The sequence below is a fragment of the Sphingobium sp. RC1 genome (assembly GCF_059738765.1).
In genome coordinates this window covers 1,730,334-1,746,935 of record NZ_AP027306.1, presented here as the reverse complement: position 1 = coordinate 1,746,935, position 16,602 = coordinate 1,730,334, and the positions used below count along the sequence as shown (strand labels likewise).

General features: G+C 62.0%; 19 protein-coding genes and 1 pseudogene. 12 read left to right on the top strand and 8 right to left on the bottom strand.

All coding sequences use genetic code 11. The features are described 5' to 3' along the window. Positions 1–14: 14 nt before the first annotated feature. The 3 genes and pseudogenes from AC6JBC_RS08605 to AC6JBC_RS08595 form a co-directional block, all read left to right on the top strand. The gene (locus AC6JBC_RS08605; protein WP_087576147.1) at positions 15–197 is read left to right on the top strand and encodes a hypothetical protein; all 183 of its coding nucleotides are present in this window, start codon (positions 15–17) and stop codon (positions 195–197) included. Further along, a complete protein-coding gene (locus AC6JBC_RS08600) occupies positions 184–2,253 on the top strand; it encodes a recombinase family protein (RefSeq protein ID WP_498023829.1) in 2,070 nt (689 codons plus the stop codon). Before AC6JBC_RS08605 ends, AC6JBC_RS08600 begins: the two co-directional genes overlap by 14 nt. A gap of 25 nt (positions 2,254–2,278) precedes the next feature. Further along, positions 2,279–2,521, top strand: a pseudogene (locus tag AC6JBC_RS08595) (transposase domain-containing protein); the annotation flags it as partial. Positions 2,522–2,663: 142 nt separating this feature from the next. Here the strand turns inward: AC6JBC_RS08595 and AC6JBC_RS08590 are convergent. Both AC6JBC_RS08590 and AC6JBC_RS08585 read right to left on the bottom strand, forming a co-directional pair. Further along, positions 2,664–3,353 carry a hypothetical protein gene (locus AC6JBC_RS08590; RefSeq protein ID WP_498023828.1) on the bottom strand — a complete coding sequence of 230 codons (690 nt, stop codon included), beginning with the start codon at positions 3,351–3,353 and terminating at the stop codon, positions 2,664–2,666. A 100-nt stretch (positions 3,354–3,453) separates the two neighbouring features. Then, complete coding sequence (locus AC6JBC_RS08585; protein ID WP_498026034.1) at positions 3,454–4,761, bottom strand: S8 family serine peptidase; 1,308 nt, start codon at positions 4,759–4,761, stop codon at positions 3,454–3,456. Positions 4,762–4,849: 88 nt separating this feature from the next. On the opposite strand from AC6JBC_RS08585, the gene AC6JBC_RS08580 reads away from it, so the two are divergent. Further along, positions 4,850–5,338, top strand: a complete 489-nt coding sequence (locus tag AC6JBC_RS08580; RefSeq protein ID WP_498023827.1) for an RNA polymerase sigma factor — start codon at positions 4,850–4,852, stop codon at positions 5,336–5,338. After that, positions 5,335–6,030: an anti-sigma factor family protein gene (locus AC6JBC_RS08575; protein ID WP_498023826.1), complete on the top strand. Its 696-nt coding sequence runs from the start codon at positions 5,335–5,337 to the stop codon at positions 6,028–6,030. The genes AC6JBC_RS08580 and AC6JBC_RS08575 overlap by 4 nt, the downstream gene beginning before the upstream one ends. Before the next feature lie 24 nt (positions 6,031–6,054). Here AC6JBC_RS08575 and AC6JBC_RS08570 read toward each other — a convergent pair whose 3' ends face one another. From AC6JBC_RS08570 to AC6JBC_RS08550, 5 genes are all read right to left on the bottom strand, one after another. After that, positions 6,055–6,813: a metallophosphoesterase family protein gene (locus AC6JBC_RS08570; RefSeq protein ID WP_498023825.1), complete on the bottom strand. Its 759-nt coding sequence runs from the start codon at positions 6,811–6,813 to the stop codon at positions 6,055–6,057. A gap of 45 nt (positions 6,814–6,858) precedes the next feature. Beyond that, positions 6,859–7,413 (bottom strand): dCTP deaminase, encoded by a 555-nt coding sequence (dcd, locus tag AC6JBC_RS08565; RefSeq protein ID WP_449472091.1) that lies wholly within the window; start codon positions 7,411–7,413, stop codon positions 6,859–6,861. An 8-nt stretch (positions 7,414–7,421) separates the two neighbouring features. After that, entirely contained in the window at positions 7,422–7,865 is a 444-nt protein-coding gene (locus AC6JBC_RS08560) for a cytidine deaminase (protein ID WP_498023824.1), read from the bottom strand. Then, positions 7,862–8,488, bottom strand: a complete 627-nt coding sequence (locus AC6JBC_RS08555) for a glycoside hydrolase family 25 protein (protein WP_464788917.1) — start codon at positions 8,486–8,488, stop codon at positions 7,862–7,864. Before AC6JBC_RS08555 ends, AC6JBC_RS08560 begins: the two co-directional genes overlap by 4 nt. Before the next feature lie 72 nt (positions 8,489–8,560). Continuing rightward, complete coding sequence (locus AC6JBC_RS08550; RefSeq protein ID WP_460987934.1) at positions 8,561–9,043, bottom strand: UPF0262 family protein; 483 nt, start codon at positions 9,041–9,043, stop codon at positions 8,561–8,563. Between the two features lie 119 nt (positions 9,044–9,162). On the opposite strand from AC6JBC_RS08550, the gene AC6JBC_RS08545 reads away from it, so the two are divergent. Continuing rightward, positions 9,163–10,647 carry a replicative DNA helicase gene (locus tag AC6JBC_RS08545; RefSeq protein ID WP_196226296.1) on the top strand — a complete coding sequence of 495 codons (1,485 nt, stop codon included), beginning with the start codon at positions 9,163–9,165 and terminating at the stop codon, positions 10,645–10,647. Positions 10,648–10,689: 42 nt separating this feature from the next. Here AC6JBC_RS08545 and AC6JBC_RS08540 read toward each other — a convergent pair whose 3' ends face one another. Beyond that, complete coding sequence (locus AC6JBC_RS08540; protein WP_498023823.1) at positions 10,690–11,085, bottom strand: MAPEG family protein; 396 nt, start codon at positions 11,083–11,085, stop codon at positions 10,690–10,692. 135 nt (positions 11,086–11,220) lie between these two features. Here AC6JBC_RS08540 and AC6JBC_RS08535 point away from each other — a divergent pair, with 135 nt between their 5' ends. From AC6JBC_RS08535 to AC6JBC_RS08510, 6 genes are all read left to right on the top strand, one after another. Continuing rightward, complete coding sequence (locus AC6JBC_RS08535) at positions 11,221–12,267, top strand: family 43 glycosylhydrolase (RefSeq protein ID WP_498023822.1); 1,047 nt, start codon at positions 11,221–11,223, stop codon at positions 12,265–12,267. A gap of 262 nt (positions 12,268–12,529) precedes the next feature. Further along, a complete protein-coding gene (gene cobA / locus AC6JBC_RS08530) occupies positions 12,530–13,318 on the top strand; it encodes a uroporphyrinogen-III C-methyltransferase (protein WP_498023821.1) in 789 nt (262 codons plus the stop codon). Next, positions 13,315–13,611: a DUF2849 domain-containing protein gene (locus AC6JBC_RS08525; protein WP_449472101.1), complete on the top strand. Its 297-nt coding sequence runs from the start codon at positions 13,315–13,317 to the stop codon at positions 13,609–13,611. The genes cobA and AC6JBC_RS08525 overlap by 4 nt, the downstream gene beginning before the upstream one ends. 2 nt (positions 13,612–13,613) lie before the next feature. After that, positions 13,614–15,245, top strand: a complete 1,632-nt coding sequence (locus tag AC6JBC_RS08520; RefSeq protein ID WP_498023820.1) for a nitrite/sulfite reductase — start codon at positions 13,614–13,616, stop codon at positions 15,243–15,245. Then, complete coding sequence (locus tag AC6JBC_RS08515; protein WP_498023819.1) at positions 15,238–15,678, top strand: DUF934 domain-containing protein; 441 nt, start codon at positions 15,238–15,240, stop codon at positions 15,676–15,678. Before AC6JBC_RS08520 ends, AC6JBC_RS08515 begins: the two co-directional genes overlap by 8 nt. Next, on the top strand, positions 15,671–16,462 hold the full coding sequence (locus AC6JBC_RS08510) for a phosphoadenylyl-sulfate reductase (protein WP_464788912.1): 792 nt from the start codon (positions 15,671–15,673) through the stop codon (positions 16,460–16,462). The genes AC6JBC_RS08515 and AC6JBC_RS08510 overlap by 8 nt, the downstream gene beginning before the upstream one ends. Positions 16,463–16,602 lie beyond the last annotated feature (140 nt).

The following is a 16,602-nucleotide window of genomic DNA, read 5'->3' as shown; positions in this document are numbered from 1 at the left end:
TCAGGAGGTAAACGATGAAGACCTTGCCCCCACCAACGCGGCTGCCGGCGCTGCGCCAGTTGATCATGCCGCTCGACACCAGAAGCCTGGACGGTCTGACGAGAGCCCAGCGCGTCGTCGTGGTGGCAAGCCTAGCCAAGTTGTTGATGGCGGCCGCAGGCGTCTCGGACGAGGAGACGACCAATGACGGGCGGTAATCTCCTTCCGATGGCCCTGCTGAGGCGCAAGGCAGTTGTTTACGTCAGGCAGTCGACGCCCCAGCAGGTCAACGGGAACCTGGAGAGTCAGCGTCGCCAGTATGAACTCGTCGATGTTGCGCGCCGCTGGGGATTTCGTGATGTCGAGGTGATCGATGAGGATCTTGGACGCAGCGCGAGCGGTGCAGTGGATCGCCCCGGCTTTGAGCGTCTGGTGGAGGATCTGTGCACGGGTCGCGTCGGCGCCGTATTGTGCCTTGAGGCCTCTCGCCTTTCCCGCAACGGACCCGACTGGCACCGGCTTCTCGAGCTTTGCGGCCAGGTCGATGCTCGTGTCATCGACATCGATGGGGTCTACGATCCGGCCAAGCCGAACGACCGGCTGCTGCTCGGCATGAAGGGCAGTATCAGCGAGTTCGAGCTTTCTGTAATCCGTGCCCGTATGTACGAAGCTGCACGGCAAAAGGCTCAGCGCGGCGAACTGCGCATCAGCGTTCCGATCGGCTACATCTGGCATCGCGACTACGGTCTGAGTTTTGACCCCGACATTCGAGTTCAGGAGGCCATCAGGCACATATTCGCGCGGTTCCGCGAGATAGGTAGCGCCCGCCAGGTGCTCATCGCGCTGACCGCCGAAGGTATGCATTTCCCGCGCCCATCGGACGGCAAGATGATGGTCTCCTTTGATTGGGTTCCGATCCGTTATCGCAATGTAATTAGCGTGCTCAAGAACCCGTTCTACGCCGGTGCCTACGCCTATGGCAAAACCGAGAAGCGCACCCAGATCGTCGATGGTCGAGTGCGCAAGAGCTATGGGCATCGCAAGTCGTACGACGATTGGGGCATCATGCTCAGGGAGCATCATGACAGCTATGTCAGCTGGGATGAGTTTGAGCGGAACCAAAGGGTCCTGGCGACCAACGCCTACGGCAAGGCCGGCGGCATAAAGTCCGGCCGCGGTGGCAAGGCTTTCCTCGCAGGCATGCTCACTTGTGGTCATTGTGGCCGCCGCCTGTGCGTCGTTTATGTCGGCCGCCGCATCGGCTATCATATCTACCGCTGCGACCGCTCGAACCTCATGCTGGCCCGGCCCCGATGCATGACCACCAATGGCGCTCGAACGGATGTGGCAGTTATGGAGGAACTGCTGCGCGCCGTGGAGCCCTTGGCGATCGACGCGGCATTGGAGGCAGAGCGTATGCATCTTGAAGGCGAAGCGCAGAGGCGACAGCTGGTCGAGCTGGATTTGCAGCAAGCCCGCTATGAAGCCTCGCTTGCTGAGCGACGCTATGCCGCCTGCGATCCCGATAACCGGTTGATCGCCGCTCAGCTGGAGAAAAGCTGGGAAGCGACGCTGCGCCGTGTCGAGGCCTGCGAGGTGCGGCTTAACGAACGACAAGTGCGCGATGACGCCGCCCTGCCGAATTTCGCCGGCTTGGCTCACGATCTCAAAGCGGCGTGGAATGCCCCCGATGTCGATATGCGGTTCCGGCAAAGGTTGTTGCGCGCGCTGGTGAAGGATATCGTCGCCACCGTCGAAAACGATGGGCAGGAAATCGAGCTTACCATTCACTGGCAAGGCGGGCAGCATTCCCAGGTTCGCATCCGCAAACCCAAGACCGGGGAACATACCAAGAGCACGCCCGAAGAAGCGATGGCAATCATTCGATCGATGGCGACGCGCTGGTCCGATGCCGATGTCGCCGCCACCCTCAACCGTATGGGCATGCGAACGGGTCAGGGCAAGACATGGACTGGGCATCGCGTCAGCTCGCTGCGCCGTGTGCATAAGATTGAAGGCTATCGTTCCGCCGGAACCACGGGTGGTGAATGGCTCACCATGTCGGAGGCGGCAGCCAAGTTCGGCGTCACAAACCACAAAATCCGCCGTGTCGTCGAAGCTGGCTTGCTCCCGACCGAGCAGGTTATGCCCGGCGCGCCGCATCAAATCCGCGCCGCGGACCTCGAAAAGCCCGAAATCCAAGCCGCGATCTCGCGAAAAGGCCCGTGTCGTACTCAGGATGAAAACCAAAAATCCCTGTTTTCCGCCATTTGAAGAGGAGCAGCACAATGAATCAGGCATCACCCTCCAGCGGAAAAACGCCCTGTTCACAGGCCATGACCTGGGAGCTGAAAACTGGGCGACGTTCGCCAGCCTCATCGAAACCTGCAAACTGGGAGGCATTAACCCTCAGGCCTATCTCACCGACGTCCTCGCCCGCATCATCCTGCGCGGCGACGCAGATCCGGTCGATGATCTGCTCCCCTACAACTGGGTAGATAGCCGCGCCGCCACCAACACCGCCATCGATCAGGCCGCCTGACGCCTCCCAGTGGAAGTGTTTTAGCGCTTACGATATGGAAAGGGCCGGTGACCTTTTGGGATCACCGGCCCTGTCTTGTCAGGCGGAGGGGCGGAAGAGGGGCGGGCTCAAAGCCCGAAGTGGGGGGATCCGCCCGGTGGGGTCAATTGTCCGCCTGACTGGACGACGTGTTTTCGCTGGACCCGGAAGCTTGTCCACTTCCGGTGAGCTGACCCGTCGCACTTAGCGCAGCGCCACCGTTAAGGGCGTTGCTGGTGCTTCCGGTCGAATTGGCCGCTCCAGACTGCGCCGCGCCCGCTGCGTTACCGGCGGCCGATCCAGCGCCGCTCGCCGCGCCACTTGCTCGGTTGCGTGCTGCCTGAGCAGTAGCACTGGCTTGTCCTTGCGCCGCTGCGCCAGCGGTGATCGCACGGTCTCGCGCTGCTCCTGCCGTCTGGCTGGCCTGGTCCCTTACGCCGCCAACCGCATTGGCGACATCGTTGGTGCCCAGCGTGTCTGCCGTCAGGCCGCCGCTCGCCGATCCGCTCGCGGAACCTGAAGCGTTCGCGCCATGGCTCTTCCCCTTGTGGCTCAACGATCCGCCCGCGGCGCCATCAGCCCGGCCCGAACCAGAGCCCTTCGCCGAAACATGGCCATTCTCCAGATCGACAGCGCGGTCGAGGCCGATACCGCCCGAACCGTTCAACGTGCCGCCCAGCGACCCGCCAGCGCCACCCAGAGCGCCGCCAAGGCCACCGCCGAGCCCGCCGCCGCCACCCAGAAGCTGGGCGGATGCAGGAGTTACAGTCAGGGCTGCGAGGCAGGCAGTGGCAAGAATGAGTGTCTTCTTCATCGATCGTCTCCTTGTTCGTTTTCGATCCGATGCAAGGACAACGGGATGGCGATGCGACTTAATCCCTGGCGCAAGAATATTTTTTACAAGACACTGATATTCAATCGATATTTCTGCAATTGCCGCAGACGACCCCGTGTCCGAATGCCTTGCTGCTTCCCGGCTTGGCTTCCGCGATCAGCCCATTCACGCTACCGTTTGAGAACAGCCGACCCGCGACGAGCGGCGCTGCGAAGGACGTGCCACGCACGCGGCCCTTGCCTCCATCGCTGCGCGCGGCGTTCATATCCGCGCCCGGCGCTGCGAAATCGACATGCCGTGCGCGCCCCGCTTCAGGCAGCAAATGGCCGCGGCCATCTACGCCCGTTACTGCCACAACGCCGGGATAGGATGCGGGATAGGCGGGTGGCGCGGCCGGGCCATCATTGCCGACCGCTGCGACCACCATCACGCCCTTGTCCCGCGCCAGCCGGATCGCTCCCGCCAGCAGAGGATTGTCGGGTCCAACCAGGCTCACCGTCACGACCTTGATCCCTCGCGCCGCCATCCACCCCAGCGCGCGGACAATAGCAAAGGCGCTGCCGCCCGCCGGATCGTCACCATAGACGTCCGCCACCAGCAGGGGCGTCCCCGGCGCCGCGCCCCGGATGGCTCCGGCCCCACTAATCAGCGACGCTACCGCCGTCCCATGCGAGCTGACGCGAGGCGCGCCGCGCGCGAAGCCGCGCTGCTCGACTGGGCCGGTCAGGGACGCGTGACGGGCAACGCCGCCATCGATCATGCCCGCCGCTTGCGACCGGACAGGGCCTGCGCCTGCCAATGCGGCTCCTTCCGACTTGGGCGCCACGCCGCCGGGGAAATAAAGATTGTCCGCGCTCGCCTCCGCCTCGGGCGCGATGGAGCGCACCTGCTTCAATGCCCGGGGGAGGCTGCGCCCCGGCGGCACCGTGACCCGCGCGATCGGTAGGTCGATCCCTTCAACTGCATCGCTTTCCACCGCATAGCCAGCGCCGCGCAACGCATCGACGCTCGCCGGTTTCGCGCCTGTCAGCAGGATGACGCCACGCCGCGCCGGTTCTTTCCTGTCGTCCAGTTCCACACTGTCGCCATGCCGCCGCAACATATCACCGATCCGCGCTGCCCTGGCCGCCACCAGGCGTTGGGCCAGGCGGCCGGGAGCGACCCGGTCCAGTTCCGTTCGCTCCAGCGCTCGGTCAGCATCGTCGAGGATGCTTCCGACCTGCCCCAACGCTCCGCCGGGGGAGGGCAGCAGTTGCGCGTGGGCCGCCGGACCTGTCAGCAGCAGCCCGGCAACAATCCAGGAACGTGGGATCTTCATCTCTATCTCTTTACCCTTGGACGGCGCGGAAGCGAATTTTCCGGTTCTTTCGCATCCATAATGAATCATCACGCATTTATTTCCGGTAGATTTAAGCCTTCAGGGATGAAACGTGTGGGCACAGCCGTTTCATCCCTGAACATGTGATGGAGACCGGATGTCGTTCGAAAGCGATCTGTTGGCGATCCTCCCCCGGCTACGGCGCTTCGCCGTCAGCCTTTCGCGGGATCGCGCCGATGCGGACGACCTGTGTCAGGCGGCGCTGGAAAGGGCGCTGCGGGCGCGCGAACAATGGCAGCCGGGGACAAGGTTGGACAGTTGGATGTATCGTATCATGCGCAATCTCTGGATCGATGAAGCCCGTTCGCGGCAGCGCGCCGTGCGGACCTTCGCGCCCGAAGAAGCGGGGGAGCATGTCGGCTATGCAGGCGACCAGGATGTGGAAGCGCATGTTACGCTCTCCGACGTCGATCGCGCGATGCAGGCCCTGCCGGACGACCAGCGCGAAGCCATCGCCCTCGTCCTGGTCGAGGGGCTTTCCTACAAGGAAGCCGCCAGCATCATGGGCGTCCCCATGGGCACATTGACGTCCCGGCTGGTCCGGGGACGCGGCGCCCTTATCGAATTGCTGGGAGAAGCGGCATGACCGACATTGACGAAGCCATGTTGATCGCCTGGGTGGATGGCGAGCTGGACGAAGTCACCCGCCGCCGCGTGGATCGCGCCGTTGCGGACGATCCGGCCTTGGCCCAGCGGCTCGAAATGCACCGGCATTTGCGGCAGCGTCTGTCTGGCCACTATGCTCCAGTGGCAGCTGAGTCGGTGCCACCGGCCATGCGCGCGCTGCTGGAGGAACGGGCGAAGGTCACGCCCATCACCCGTGCCGCACCCCCCAAATGGCGCAGCTGGGGCATCGGCGGCGCGATCGCCGCCAGTCTTGTCTTGGGTCTTGGCGTCGGCCGCTTGTCGAGCGGCCCCGCTGGACCCATTGCGGTCAAGGATGGCGTCATGACGGCGAGGGGCGAACTCGCGTCTGCCCTCGAAACCCAACTTGCCTCGGCACAACAGGACGCATCAATCCGCATTGGCCTGAGTTTTCAGCGCAAGGGCGGAGGCTGGTGCCGCAGCTTCGAAGGCGGCTCCCTGTCCGGAGTTGCCTGCCGCGGGGGGAAAGGCTGGCACGTTCAGCAACTGATTCCCGGCACTCCGCAATCAACGGATTACCGTCAGGCATCCTCCACCGACGCTCGCATCATGGCGACGGTCGGTGCCCTGATGGAAGGCTCCCCCGCCGACGCGACCCAGGAGGCTGCCGCGAAGGAGAAGGGCTGGCGCTGAACTTCGGACGTCTTTTCGTTCTGGCTAAGTCTGCAAATACCAGCGCTCCGTGCCCTCAAGGCCGATCGCCGTCAGTTTGCCGCTGTTCCAGGCACCCGTGTCTATCCCGATCCGGTTGGCCTGTTCATCGACTTCGCTGGCGATGCTGTGCCCATGGACCACCATATAGGGATGGGCTTGCCGGTCATGTAGGAACTCACCCCTGATCCAGCGCAAATCCGCTGCGTCCTGCTTCTCCAGCGGCAGGCCGGGCCTGATCCCGGCATGAACGAACAGATAGTCGCCCATCACAAGACTATCCGCAAAATCGTTCAGGAAATCGACATGCTCACGGGGCACATTTTCCAGCATCCATGACGCGATGTCCTTGTCCGTCATTGCTGTGCCAACGCCGGATTCCAGCCCATAGCTTTCAAGCGTGGCCACACCCCCAATGCGTCGGCAATAGCCCGCATACTGCGCATCGCCCTTCGCGGCGCCGACAAAGACCTCCTCATGATTGCCTTTGATCAGGTGCACATTCGGGGATGCTCGCCACAAGGATATGGCATGCTCTATGACGGCGGCCGAGTGCGGCCCGCGATCCATCAGGTCGCCCAGCAGGACGAGATGGCAGGGCAGGGGTGCACGGGCCGAGTCATCCTGATCGATCAACCGCAGCAGCTGTTCGAACAGGTCGAGCCTCCCATGAATGTCCCCGATGGCATAGACCCGTCGGTCCCCGCCTATGTCGGGCACGAAAGAGGGCGCTGGCGATGCACCGCGGCGGAAAAACTTCAGCATGACTGGCGCCCATTGAAATTCATCATCGCCCTTGTCGCACGTCGCCTAGAGTCGAGGCAATGTAACGCCCTGCTGCCCCATATATTTCCCCGCCCGGTCGGCGTAGCTGACCTCGCAAGGCTCATTGCCCTTGAGGAAGAGGAACTGGCAGGCTCCTTCATTGGCGTAGATTTTGGCGGGGAGGGGCGTGGTGTTGGAAAACTCCAGCGTCACATGGCCTTCCCAGCCCGGCTCCAGCGGCGTCACATTCACAATGATGCCGCACCGCGCATAGGTGGATTTGCCAAGGCAGATCACCAGTACATCGCGCGGCACCCGGAAATATTCGACCGTCCGGGCGAGCGCAAAGCTGTTGGGCGGGATGATGCAGCAGTCGGTCTTGCGATCGACAAAGCTGTTCGCCGCGAAATCCTTGGGGTCCACCACTGCGCTGTCGACATTGGTGAAAATCTTGAACTCGTCGGCCACGCGCGCATCATAGCCATAAGAGGACAAGCCATAGCTTATGCAGCCGTCCCGCCGTTGATTTTCCACGAATGGCTCGATCATTCCTTGGGAAATGGCCTGCTCGCGAATCCATTTATCCGACAAAATCGACATGATTATTCTTAACTCTTACTGGAAGGATCATGACCCAAATCATTGGGTCCAAAAGAGAAAGGCAAAAGTTCGGTAACGCTGTGTTGGACCACGGAATCACCTCCGCCCGCCGCACAATAAATGGCGATGGGTCTGCCTGCCACCTGCTCTGCTTCGTTCAGTATCTGGCGGCATCTTCCGCAAGGCGTTATCGGATCGGCGCCACCGCCGACGACCGCAATCGCCTGAACATCGCCAAGCCTCCCCTGCGCATTAGCTGCCGCCAGCGCCACCGTTTCAGCGCAGAGCGACAGGCCAAAGCTCGCATTTTCGAAGTTCGCGCCAACGACCACCTCGCCATCGGACAAGCGCACGGCCGCTCCGACAGCAAAACGGCTGTACGGGGCATAGGCATTTGCCTTCGCCGCACGCGCTGCCTCGATCAGCGTCCTGACGTCTTCACTCGTGTTCATGGCGCAACCACGCCCCATCTGACCGGGCCATCGATGCCATCGATATGACGCATGTCATTCGCCGTCCACATCACCCATCGACGGGTGGCATAGTCGGGGGGAAAGAAGTTTCCGTCCAGCCAGAGCGTCCGGTTTATGCCCGACGCAATGTCATATTCCTCCTCGAAAGCCCTAGAGATGTTGAGGAGCACCGGCTTGCCTGCATTGCTCTCGACCAGGTTCACCAGCGTATTGAGTTCAGACAGCACCGCGTCCCGCCCCGGCCGCGCAGTGCAGCCAGGATCAAAGTCGAGCCGGATCACCGGGGGCAGGGCGGCATTGTCGCGTGGCACTGTCGTGACGAAGCGTGTCGCCTGACCGGCCGCGCGGCCGCACAGACTGAAATCCAGCACCGCGCCATAGCGCAAACCGGACGATCGCGCCGCAGACCAGTTGCGCGCAAAGGCGGGGTCGCGGCCCTCTGTGCCCTTGGCCGCTCTTATATAGGCGAAATCTACGCCGTTGGCGGCCAGCGTGCCCCAATCGATAGCGCCTCCGTCGGCGGAAACGGCTACGCCCTGAACCGGATAGACGTCGCGCCCCGGCGCCCAGCGACAGGCATAGCTCCATGCCCCCAACACCAACAGGGCGATAACCAGCGCGCCCGCAACGATGCGGACCAGAAACCGGCCGGAAGAATGCTGGCGAATGTCCCCTTACCCCTTGATATGCAGCACGCAGATGAGCGTGAACAGGCGTCGTGCCGTGTCGAAATCGACCTTGATCTTGCCCTCCAGCCGCTCGATCAGCATTTCCGCCGCGTCATTGTGGATGGCCCTGCGCGCCATGTCTACCGTTTCAATCTGTTGCGGGGAGGCATTGCTGATTGCCTGATAATAGCTGTCGCAGATCGCGAAATATTCCCGGATCGGACGCCGGAACCGGCCGAGGCCGAGGATGATCGCCTCCAGCGGTTCGCCATCCTCCCGCTTGATTTCGATCACCAGCCGCCCATCCTCGACGCGCAGCAGCACGCGGTAGGGACCTGCATAATCATCGGCATGGGTGCGCTGGGGCGCGAAATAATTGTCTTCCAGCAGGTCGAATATGGCGATCCGCCGCTCTTGCTCGACATCGGCGTTGCGCCAAAGGATCGTCCGCTCGTCAAGCGTGATGTCGATGATGCGCGGGTCGGTCATGGGTCCATAGTCCCTGCTGCTGCCGACGATGAAAAGCAAGGGGGAGTTCTCCACAGCTTTGCCTGTCGGGACACAGCTTGCCCCTTGCGCAGAACCCCGGCGAGGGCGATGAGAGGCGCATGGTCGAACTGGTGCAGATTAATCCCGCCGCAGAAGCAGGCATCCCCGAACTCCCGCGCAACGTGGAGGCGGAAGCCGCGCTGTTGGGCGCGCTGATGATCGACAACCGCATTGCCGAGGATGTCCAGCTCAAGCTCAAGGCGGAGCATTTCTTCGAGCCTCTGCATGGCCGCATCTATGAAGCCGTGATGAAGCTGGTTGAGCGCGACATGGTCGCCAATCCGGTCACGCTTAAGCCGATGCTGGAACAGGACCCGGCTCTTAAGGAACTGGGTGGCGTCGGCTACCTCGCGCAGCTTACGGGCAATGGTGCGGCGCTGCTCGGCGCGCGCGATTTCGCCAGCCAGATTTATGACCTCGCGCTCCTGCGCCAGCTTGTGAATGTTGGGCGAGAACTGGTTGAAAATGCTCTGGATACTAGCGAGGATGTCAACCCACGCGAGCAGATAGAGATGGCCGAAGTCGCGCTCTATAAAGTATCCGAGGGCGAGGGCGAGACCGGCTCCGTCAAGAGCTTCGCCACCGCCACCACCATGGCCGTGCAGGTGGCCGAACGCGCTCTCAACAGTGGCGGCCACGTCTCCGGCATCACCACCGGGCTCAACAGCCTCAACGAAAAGATTGGTGGCCTCCACAATTCGGATCTCATGATCCTCGCGGGGCGTCCAGGCATGGGCAAGACCTCGCTCGCCACCAACATCGCCTATAACGCCGCGTCCCGCTGGATGCGCGACCACGTCGATGGCATCCCGCCAGAAAAGAATATGGGCGCCAAGACCGCCTTCTTCTCCCTCGAAATGTCGGCCGACCAACTCGCGACCCGCGTGCTTGCCGAACAGTCGGGCATCAGCGGAGAGGCGCTCCGCATGGGCAAAATCAGTCGCGCCGATTTCCAGAACCTGTCCCGCGCCGCGCGCGACCTTCAGGAACTGCCGCTGTTCATTGATGACACGCCGGGTCTGACCATCGCGGCGCTGCGTACGCGTGCGCGCCGGTTGAAGCGGCGTCATGACATTGGCCTCGTCATCGTCGACTATCTCCAACTGCTACAGGGCAGCGGGCGGGGCAGCGACAATCGCGTGCAGGAAATTTCTGAAATTTCTCGTGGTCTCAAGACCTTGGCGAAGGAACTTAATGTTCCGGTTCTGGCGCTTTCACAGCTGAGCCGTGCGGTCGAACAGCGCGAGGACAAGCGTCCGCAGCTGTCCGACCTTCGCGAATCCGGCTCGATCGAGCAGGACGCCGACATGGTCTGGTTCGTCTTCCGCGAGGATTATTATGTCGCCGCGAAGGAGCCGGGGAACAAGGAGAGTAGCGAACATCTCGAATGGGCGCAGGAGATGGAGCGGATATACGGCCTTGCCGAACTGATCGTCGCCAAGCAGCGTCACGGTTCGACCGGCCGTATCCGTATGAAGTTCGACGCAAAGATCACCCGCTTCTCCGACCTCGCGGACGGCGGTTATATGGGCGATTATGAGTGATCTACTGAGTTCGGCTCTGCTCGAACTAAGGGGCGAGGGCGCTCAACCCGTGATGAGCGCCTGCAACACCAATATAAGACCAATCAGCCCAACCATATATACCAGCGTCCGCACCACCGGCACGCCCATCGCGTAAAGCGGAAAATAGACGATCCGCGCGCCCAGCCACAGCCATGCGCCGATGGCCGTCAGGTCACTCGTCCGGCCGGCTATCACCACGCCGAGCAGCGCGACGATGGCGATGGGGTAGGTCTCAAGGAAATTTGCCTGCGCGCGCACCAGCCGTCCGGCGATCGGCTCCAGCGGGGGTAAGGTCTCGTCCCGCGCGCCCATGTTCCACTTCGGTCCATATTGCTTCGTTTTGAAATGCGCCGCCGCGAAAATATGCACCATCAGGAGCACGCAGCTCCACGCCAATATCTTGAGCTCGATTGCCATGCGGTATCCCCTTTCCACAGGTAAGCGGGCTACGTTATCGCCATTCCTGCGCTCGCGCCATGAGGCTTGCTCGACAGAACGATACCGTTCGATTATTGGTCAATACTGACAATTGATCTGAGCGAGGACAACGAGGTGATCATCTCCCGGCGCCGTGCCCTGACCCTGCCGCTTCTCGCCAGCGTCTGGTCGGCGGCTCCGGCCGTCGCACGCGAACTCAGCAAAGGCTCAAGGCTGCAATATACCGGCAATCCGTTGCGCCTGCCGATGGGCGTATGCGATCCGCAGATCCGCATTTTCGATGATGTCGCCTGGCTCTATGCCACCCATGACGCCAGCCCGACGAGCCGCACCTTCACGATGAAGGATTGGCAGATCTGGCGGAGCGACAATCTTGTGAACTGGTCCCATGAGGGCACGCTACTGCCTGAACAGACCTATTTTGGTAAGCCGAGCAGCCGATGCTGGGCCACTGACGCGATCCGCCGCAATGGCAAATATTATCTCTATTTCTCCATGGGTCCTGAGGATATCGGCGTTGTCGTCAGCAACGCGCCCGCAGGCCCGTGGCGCGATCCACTGGGCAAGGCGCTGATCGCCAAGGGGCAGGTTCCTACGGAAAGCCGCGACCCCGGTATCTTTCAGGAAGCCGATGGCACCAGCTACATCGTGTTCGGCACCTTCGACTATTATATCGCGCGCCTGTCCGACGATATGATCTCGCTCGCCGAAACACCGCGCAAGATCACGATTGCCGATCCCGAAGGGCCTTATGGTCCGGGCAAGACGGACGACAAACCATTCCTGCACCGCCGGGGTAGATATTATTATCTGTCATGGGGGACCTATTACGGGATCGGCACGTCGCCCTATGGCCCCTTCCAGTGCAAAGGCCCCTTGCTGCTGCCCGAAAATGTGAAGCCGTCTTTCCTTAACGACAGCTCCATGCGGGGCCGCTATGCGCCACCCCCCGGTTTTAAGCCGAAGAACTGGCTGAACTTCGACCGCCATGGCTCTTTCTTCAAGTGGCGCGGTCGCTGGTTTCTCGCCTGCAATGACCAATCGCAGGAGGGCACGACACCGCTGTTCCGCCAAAGCGTGATTTTCGACGTCCACTATCTGCGCGACGGCAGGATCGCCCCACTCAAACTGACGGCGAACGGTGTCATTTCTCCACGCTAGAGCATGATCCGATCAGACTGAATTGGATCATGCTCCATTTGTCTTTTGTTTCCGCATTTTCCGAGCCAGCAGATGATGCCATCTGCTTCGAAAATGCTCTAGTATAGGTGAAGCGGCCGAGTTTCCCGGCCCGAATGCAACTGATTTTGTGGGAATGAAGGGGCGGGTGTCGGACTTGGACACCCCATCCCCCAAATTTTCCTTCGCCATGGGCAAAGCATTCTGAATTGAAACGGTTGAGCGCTTCCGCCATCTGCCCAGCATGGCCGAACAACTCCCTGCTACCGTCTTTCTCGTCGGCGCGGGTCCGGGTGATCCGGAACTGCTGACGTTGCGCGCTGCGCGCCTGATCGCGCAGGCGGATGTCATCGTGCATGACGGATTGGTTTCGGCCGAGATTTTGGCGATGGCTTCGGTCGATGCTGAATTGATTTCCGTCGCCAAGCAGCGCAGCCGCCATTCGATGCCGCAAGAGGGCATCAACGCCTTGCTGGTGGAACTGGCGCTTACCGGACGCAATGTCGTGCGGCTGAAGGGCGGCGATCCATTCGTCTTCGGTCGTGGAGGCGAGGAAATGGAAGCATGCCGCGCCGCTGGCGTGCCGGTCGAGATCGTGCCGGGGATCAGCGCGGCGATCGGCTGCGCGGCGCAGGCGCAGCTTCCCCTCACCCATCGTGATGCGGCGAGCGCGGTGACCTTCGTCGCGGGCCAGTGCAAGGGGCTGACGGATCAGGACTGGTCCGGGCTTGCTGGCCATGGCCGCACGCTGGTTATCTATATGGGCGTGGCGACGGCGGCGGATATCGCCGACAAGCTTATTGCCGATGGCGTGTCGCCTGCCATTCCGGTCGCGGTGCTGGAAAATGGCACGCGTTCCGATATGCGCACGCTGCGCACCCTGCTCACCGATCTGGGTGACATGGTGGCGCGTGAAAAAGTAAAAAGTCCGGCCCTGATTGTGGTCGGTGAAGTGGCGGCCTATGCGCTGGCGCAGGACGTGCTGGCTGGCTGGGCCACACAGGTGAATAATGGGGCGGAGATGCATTCGTGAAGATTTTGACCGGCAATGACCTTGGCACCGGGGATGTGATCTGGTGGGCGGGCGACGGCTGGTCGCGGCAGGTCGGCGAATCCGTCGATGTGGGCGACAAGGGCGACGAGCTTGCCCGTGCCGAGGAAGCCGCGCTGCGGGTGGTCGCTCCCTATGTGATCGACGCTACCCTGACCGACGAAGGCGTGCGCCCGGCCCATATCAAGGACCGCATCCGCGCTCTGGGACCGACGGTGCGCCCCGACCTGACGCTTAAACCGAATGACGCCGATGCCGGCAACTGGGTGATCTGACCATGTATCGTTATGACAGCTATGACCAGTCCATCGTGGACGCCCGCGTTGAGGAATTTCGCGATCAGGTGCAACGCCGCCTGGCCGGGCAACTGACCGAAGACCAGTTCAAGCCGCTGCGTTTGATGAACGGCCTCTATCTCCAGCTTCACGCTTATATGCTGCGCGTCGCCATTCCTTATGGCACGCTGAACGCGCCGCAGATGCGGAAGCTGGGTGAGATCGCGCGCAAATATGACAAGGGCTATGGCCACTTCACCACGCGCACGAACCTGCAATATAATTGGATAAAGCTGGCCGACGCGCCCGACATCCTCGCCGAGCTGGCAACGGTTGAGATGCATGCCATCCAGACGAGCGGCAATTGCATCCGCAACATCTCCTCCGACCAATATGCGGGCGTCGCCGCTGATGAGGTGACGGACCCGCGCCCTTGGGCCGAGCTGCTGCGCCAATGGTCGACCTTCCATCCGGAATTCACCTATCTGCCGCGCAAGTTCAAGATTGCGGTGATCGCCAGCGAAGAGGATCGCGCGGCGATGCGGCTTCACGATATCGGCCTGAAGCTGGTGTCGCGCGATGGGCAGATTGGTGCGGAAGTCTATGCCGGTGGCGGCATGGGCCGTACGCCGATGGTTGGGCCTCTTATCAAGGACTTCGTGACCGAAGATGAGATCGTGCCTTATCTGGAAGCGTGCCTGCGCGTCTATAATCGCTACGGCCGCCGCGACAACAAGTACAAGGCACGGATCAAGATCCTGGTCCATGAGCTGGGCGTCGAGGAATATAAGCGTCAGGTCGAGGAAGAGTTTGCGCACATGCGGGAACTGGGCCTGAACCCGCCGCGCGAGGAGCTGGACCGCATCCGGCCCTTCTTCGCCAACCCGACTTATGATCAGGGTCTGAGCGACGAGATCGACCGTAGCGACCCGGCCTTCGCCCTGTGGGTGGACCGGCAGGTCGCGGCGCACAAGCAGCCGGGCTATGCGATCGTCAACATCAGCCTGAAGCCGCGCGGCGGCATTCCGGGCGATGCTTCGGCCGAGCAGATCGAGTTGGTGGCGGACCTCGCCGAACACCATTCGCTGAACGAACTGCGCGTGACCCATGCGCAGAACCTCGTCCTGCCGCATGTGAAAAAGGCGGACCTTTATGCCATCTGGCAGAAGCTGGACGGGGCTGGGCTAGCGGAGGCCAATCTTGACCTGATCGGCGACATCATCGCCTGCCCGGGCCTGGACTATTGCAGCCTTGCTAATGCGCGATCGATCCCGCTGGCGCAGAAGCTTTCGGAACGGTTCGCCGACGCCGGCCGCCAGAAGGAACTGGGCGAGCTGAAGGTCAAGATTTCCGGCTGCATCAACGCCTGCGGCCACCATCATGCCGGTCATATCGGCGTGCTGGGCGTGGATCGTAAGGGCGTGGAGAATTTCCAGCTGTCGCTTGGCGGTTCCGGCGCGCAGGATGCTGCCGTCGGCCAGATCACGGGGCCGGGCTTTTCCGAAGATGGCGTCGTGGATGCCATCGAGAAGGTCACCGACCTCTATCTTGCCGAACGTCAGGAAGGCGAACGCTTCCTCGACACCTATCGCCGTCTTGGCATGAAGCCCTTCAAGGAGGCGATCTATGGTTGAGTTCCTGTCTTTCCGCGACGGTGAAGCCGCGCAGGAACCTGCCGTGACGGTCGAATCCTTCACCGGCCAGTCCAATTCGACTGCCGTGCGGATCGAAGCGGGCGAGGATGCGCGCGAGTTGCTGCCCTATCTCGACCGGCTGTCGCTGGTTGAGGTGAACTTCCCCGCCTATGGCGACGGGCGCGGTTATTCGGCCGCCCGTATCCTGCGCGAGGCCGGTTATCAGGGTGAACTGCGCGCGGTGGGCGATGTGCTGGTCGATCAGATCAACGCGATGCGCCGCTGCGGCTTCGATAGCTTCCGCCCCGACAAGGCGCTGGACGATGCCGCCGTCGATCGCGCCCTTAATCGCTATGCCGACGTCTATCAAAAGACCGTCGATGGCCGCAGCCCGGTTTGGGCGAAGCGGCACCCGGAGAGTATATATGGCTGAACCTGCCCGCCAGCTTGACGTAATCGACGCCCGCCCTGCCTTCACGCAGGCCGACGCGGACGCGCTGAACGCGCGTTTCGAAGGCGTGGATGCATTGACGATGCTCAAGACCGTCTTTGCCGAAGGTCTGGCAGGCAAGGTGGCGGTTGTGTCTTCCTTCGGTACGGAAAGTGCCGTGCTGCTCGATCTGGTGGCGCGGGCGGACAAGAGCGTGCCGGTGATCTTCGTTGATACGCTCAAGATGTTCGCGGAAACGCTGAACTATCGCGATACGCTCATCAGCCGGATGGGTTTTTCCGACAGCCGGTCGGTCACTCCCAATGCGGAAGTGCTGGCGAAGAAGGACGAGACGGGCCTGCGCTGGTCCTATGATCCGGATGGATGCTGCGACATCCGCAAGGTCGAGCCGATGCAGCGCGCCAAGGACGGGCTGGACGCGTGGATTTCTGGGCGCAAGGCTTTTCAATCCACCACGCGCCAGAATATGCCGCGTTTCGAGGTGGAAGACGGCCGCCTGAAGATTAATCCACTGGGTGATTGGGCGAAGGACGATCTGGAAGCCTATTTCGCGGAGCATGACCTGCCGCGCCATCCGCTGGAGGCGCAGGGTTATCTGTCGGTAGGCTGCGAGCCGTGCACGTCGAAGGTGCTGCCGGGTGAAGACCCGCGCGCAGGACGCTGGCGCGGTTGGGACAAGGTGGAATGCGGCATTCACACGCCCGTGACGCCTATCCCGGCGCCCGTGGTTGATCCGGAAGACCCGGCTAATCAGCCTGTGTTCTGATAGACTGAGCCGACCTCGGTTGGGCGAGATAGACATCGACATCGCGTCATCCCAACGGAAGCTGGGATGACGCGATGACCATTTGATCCCTTGTGCTGAGTTGCCAGCTTACGCCTTTCGCTAGCATGACGTCAGAAATG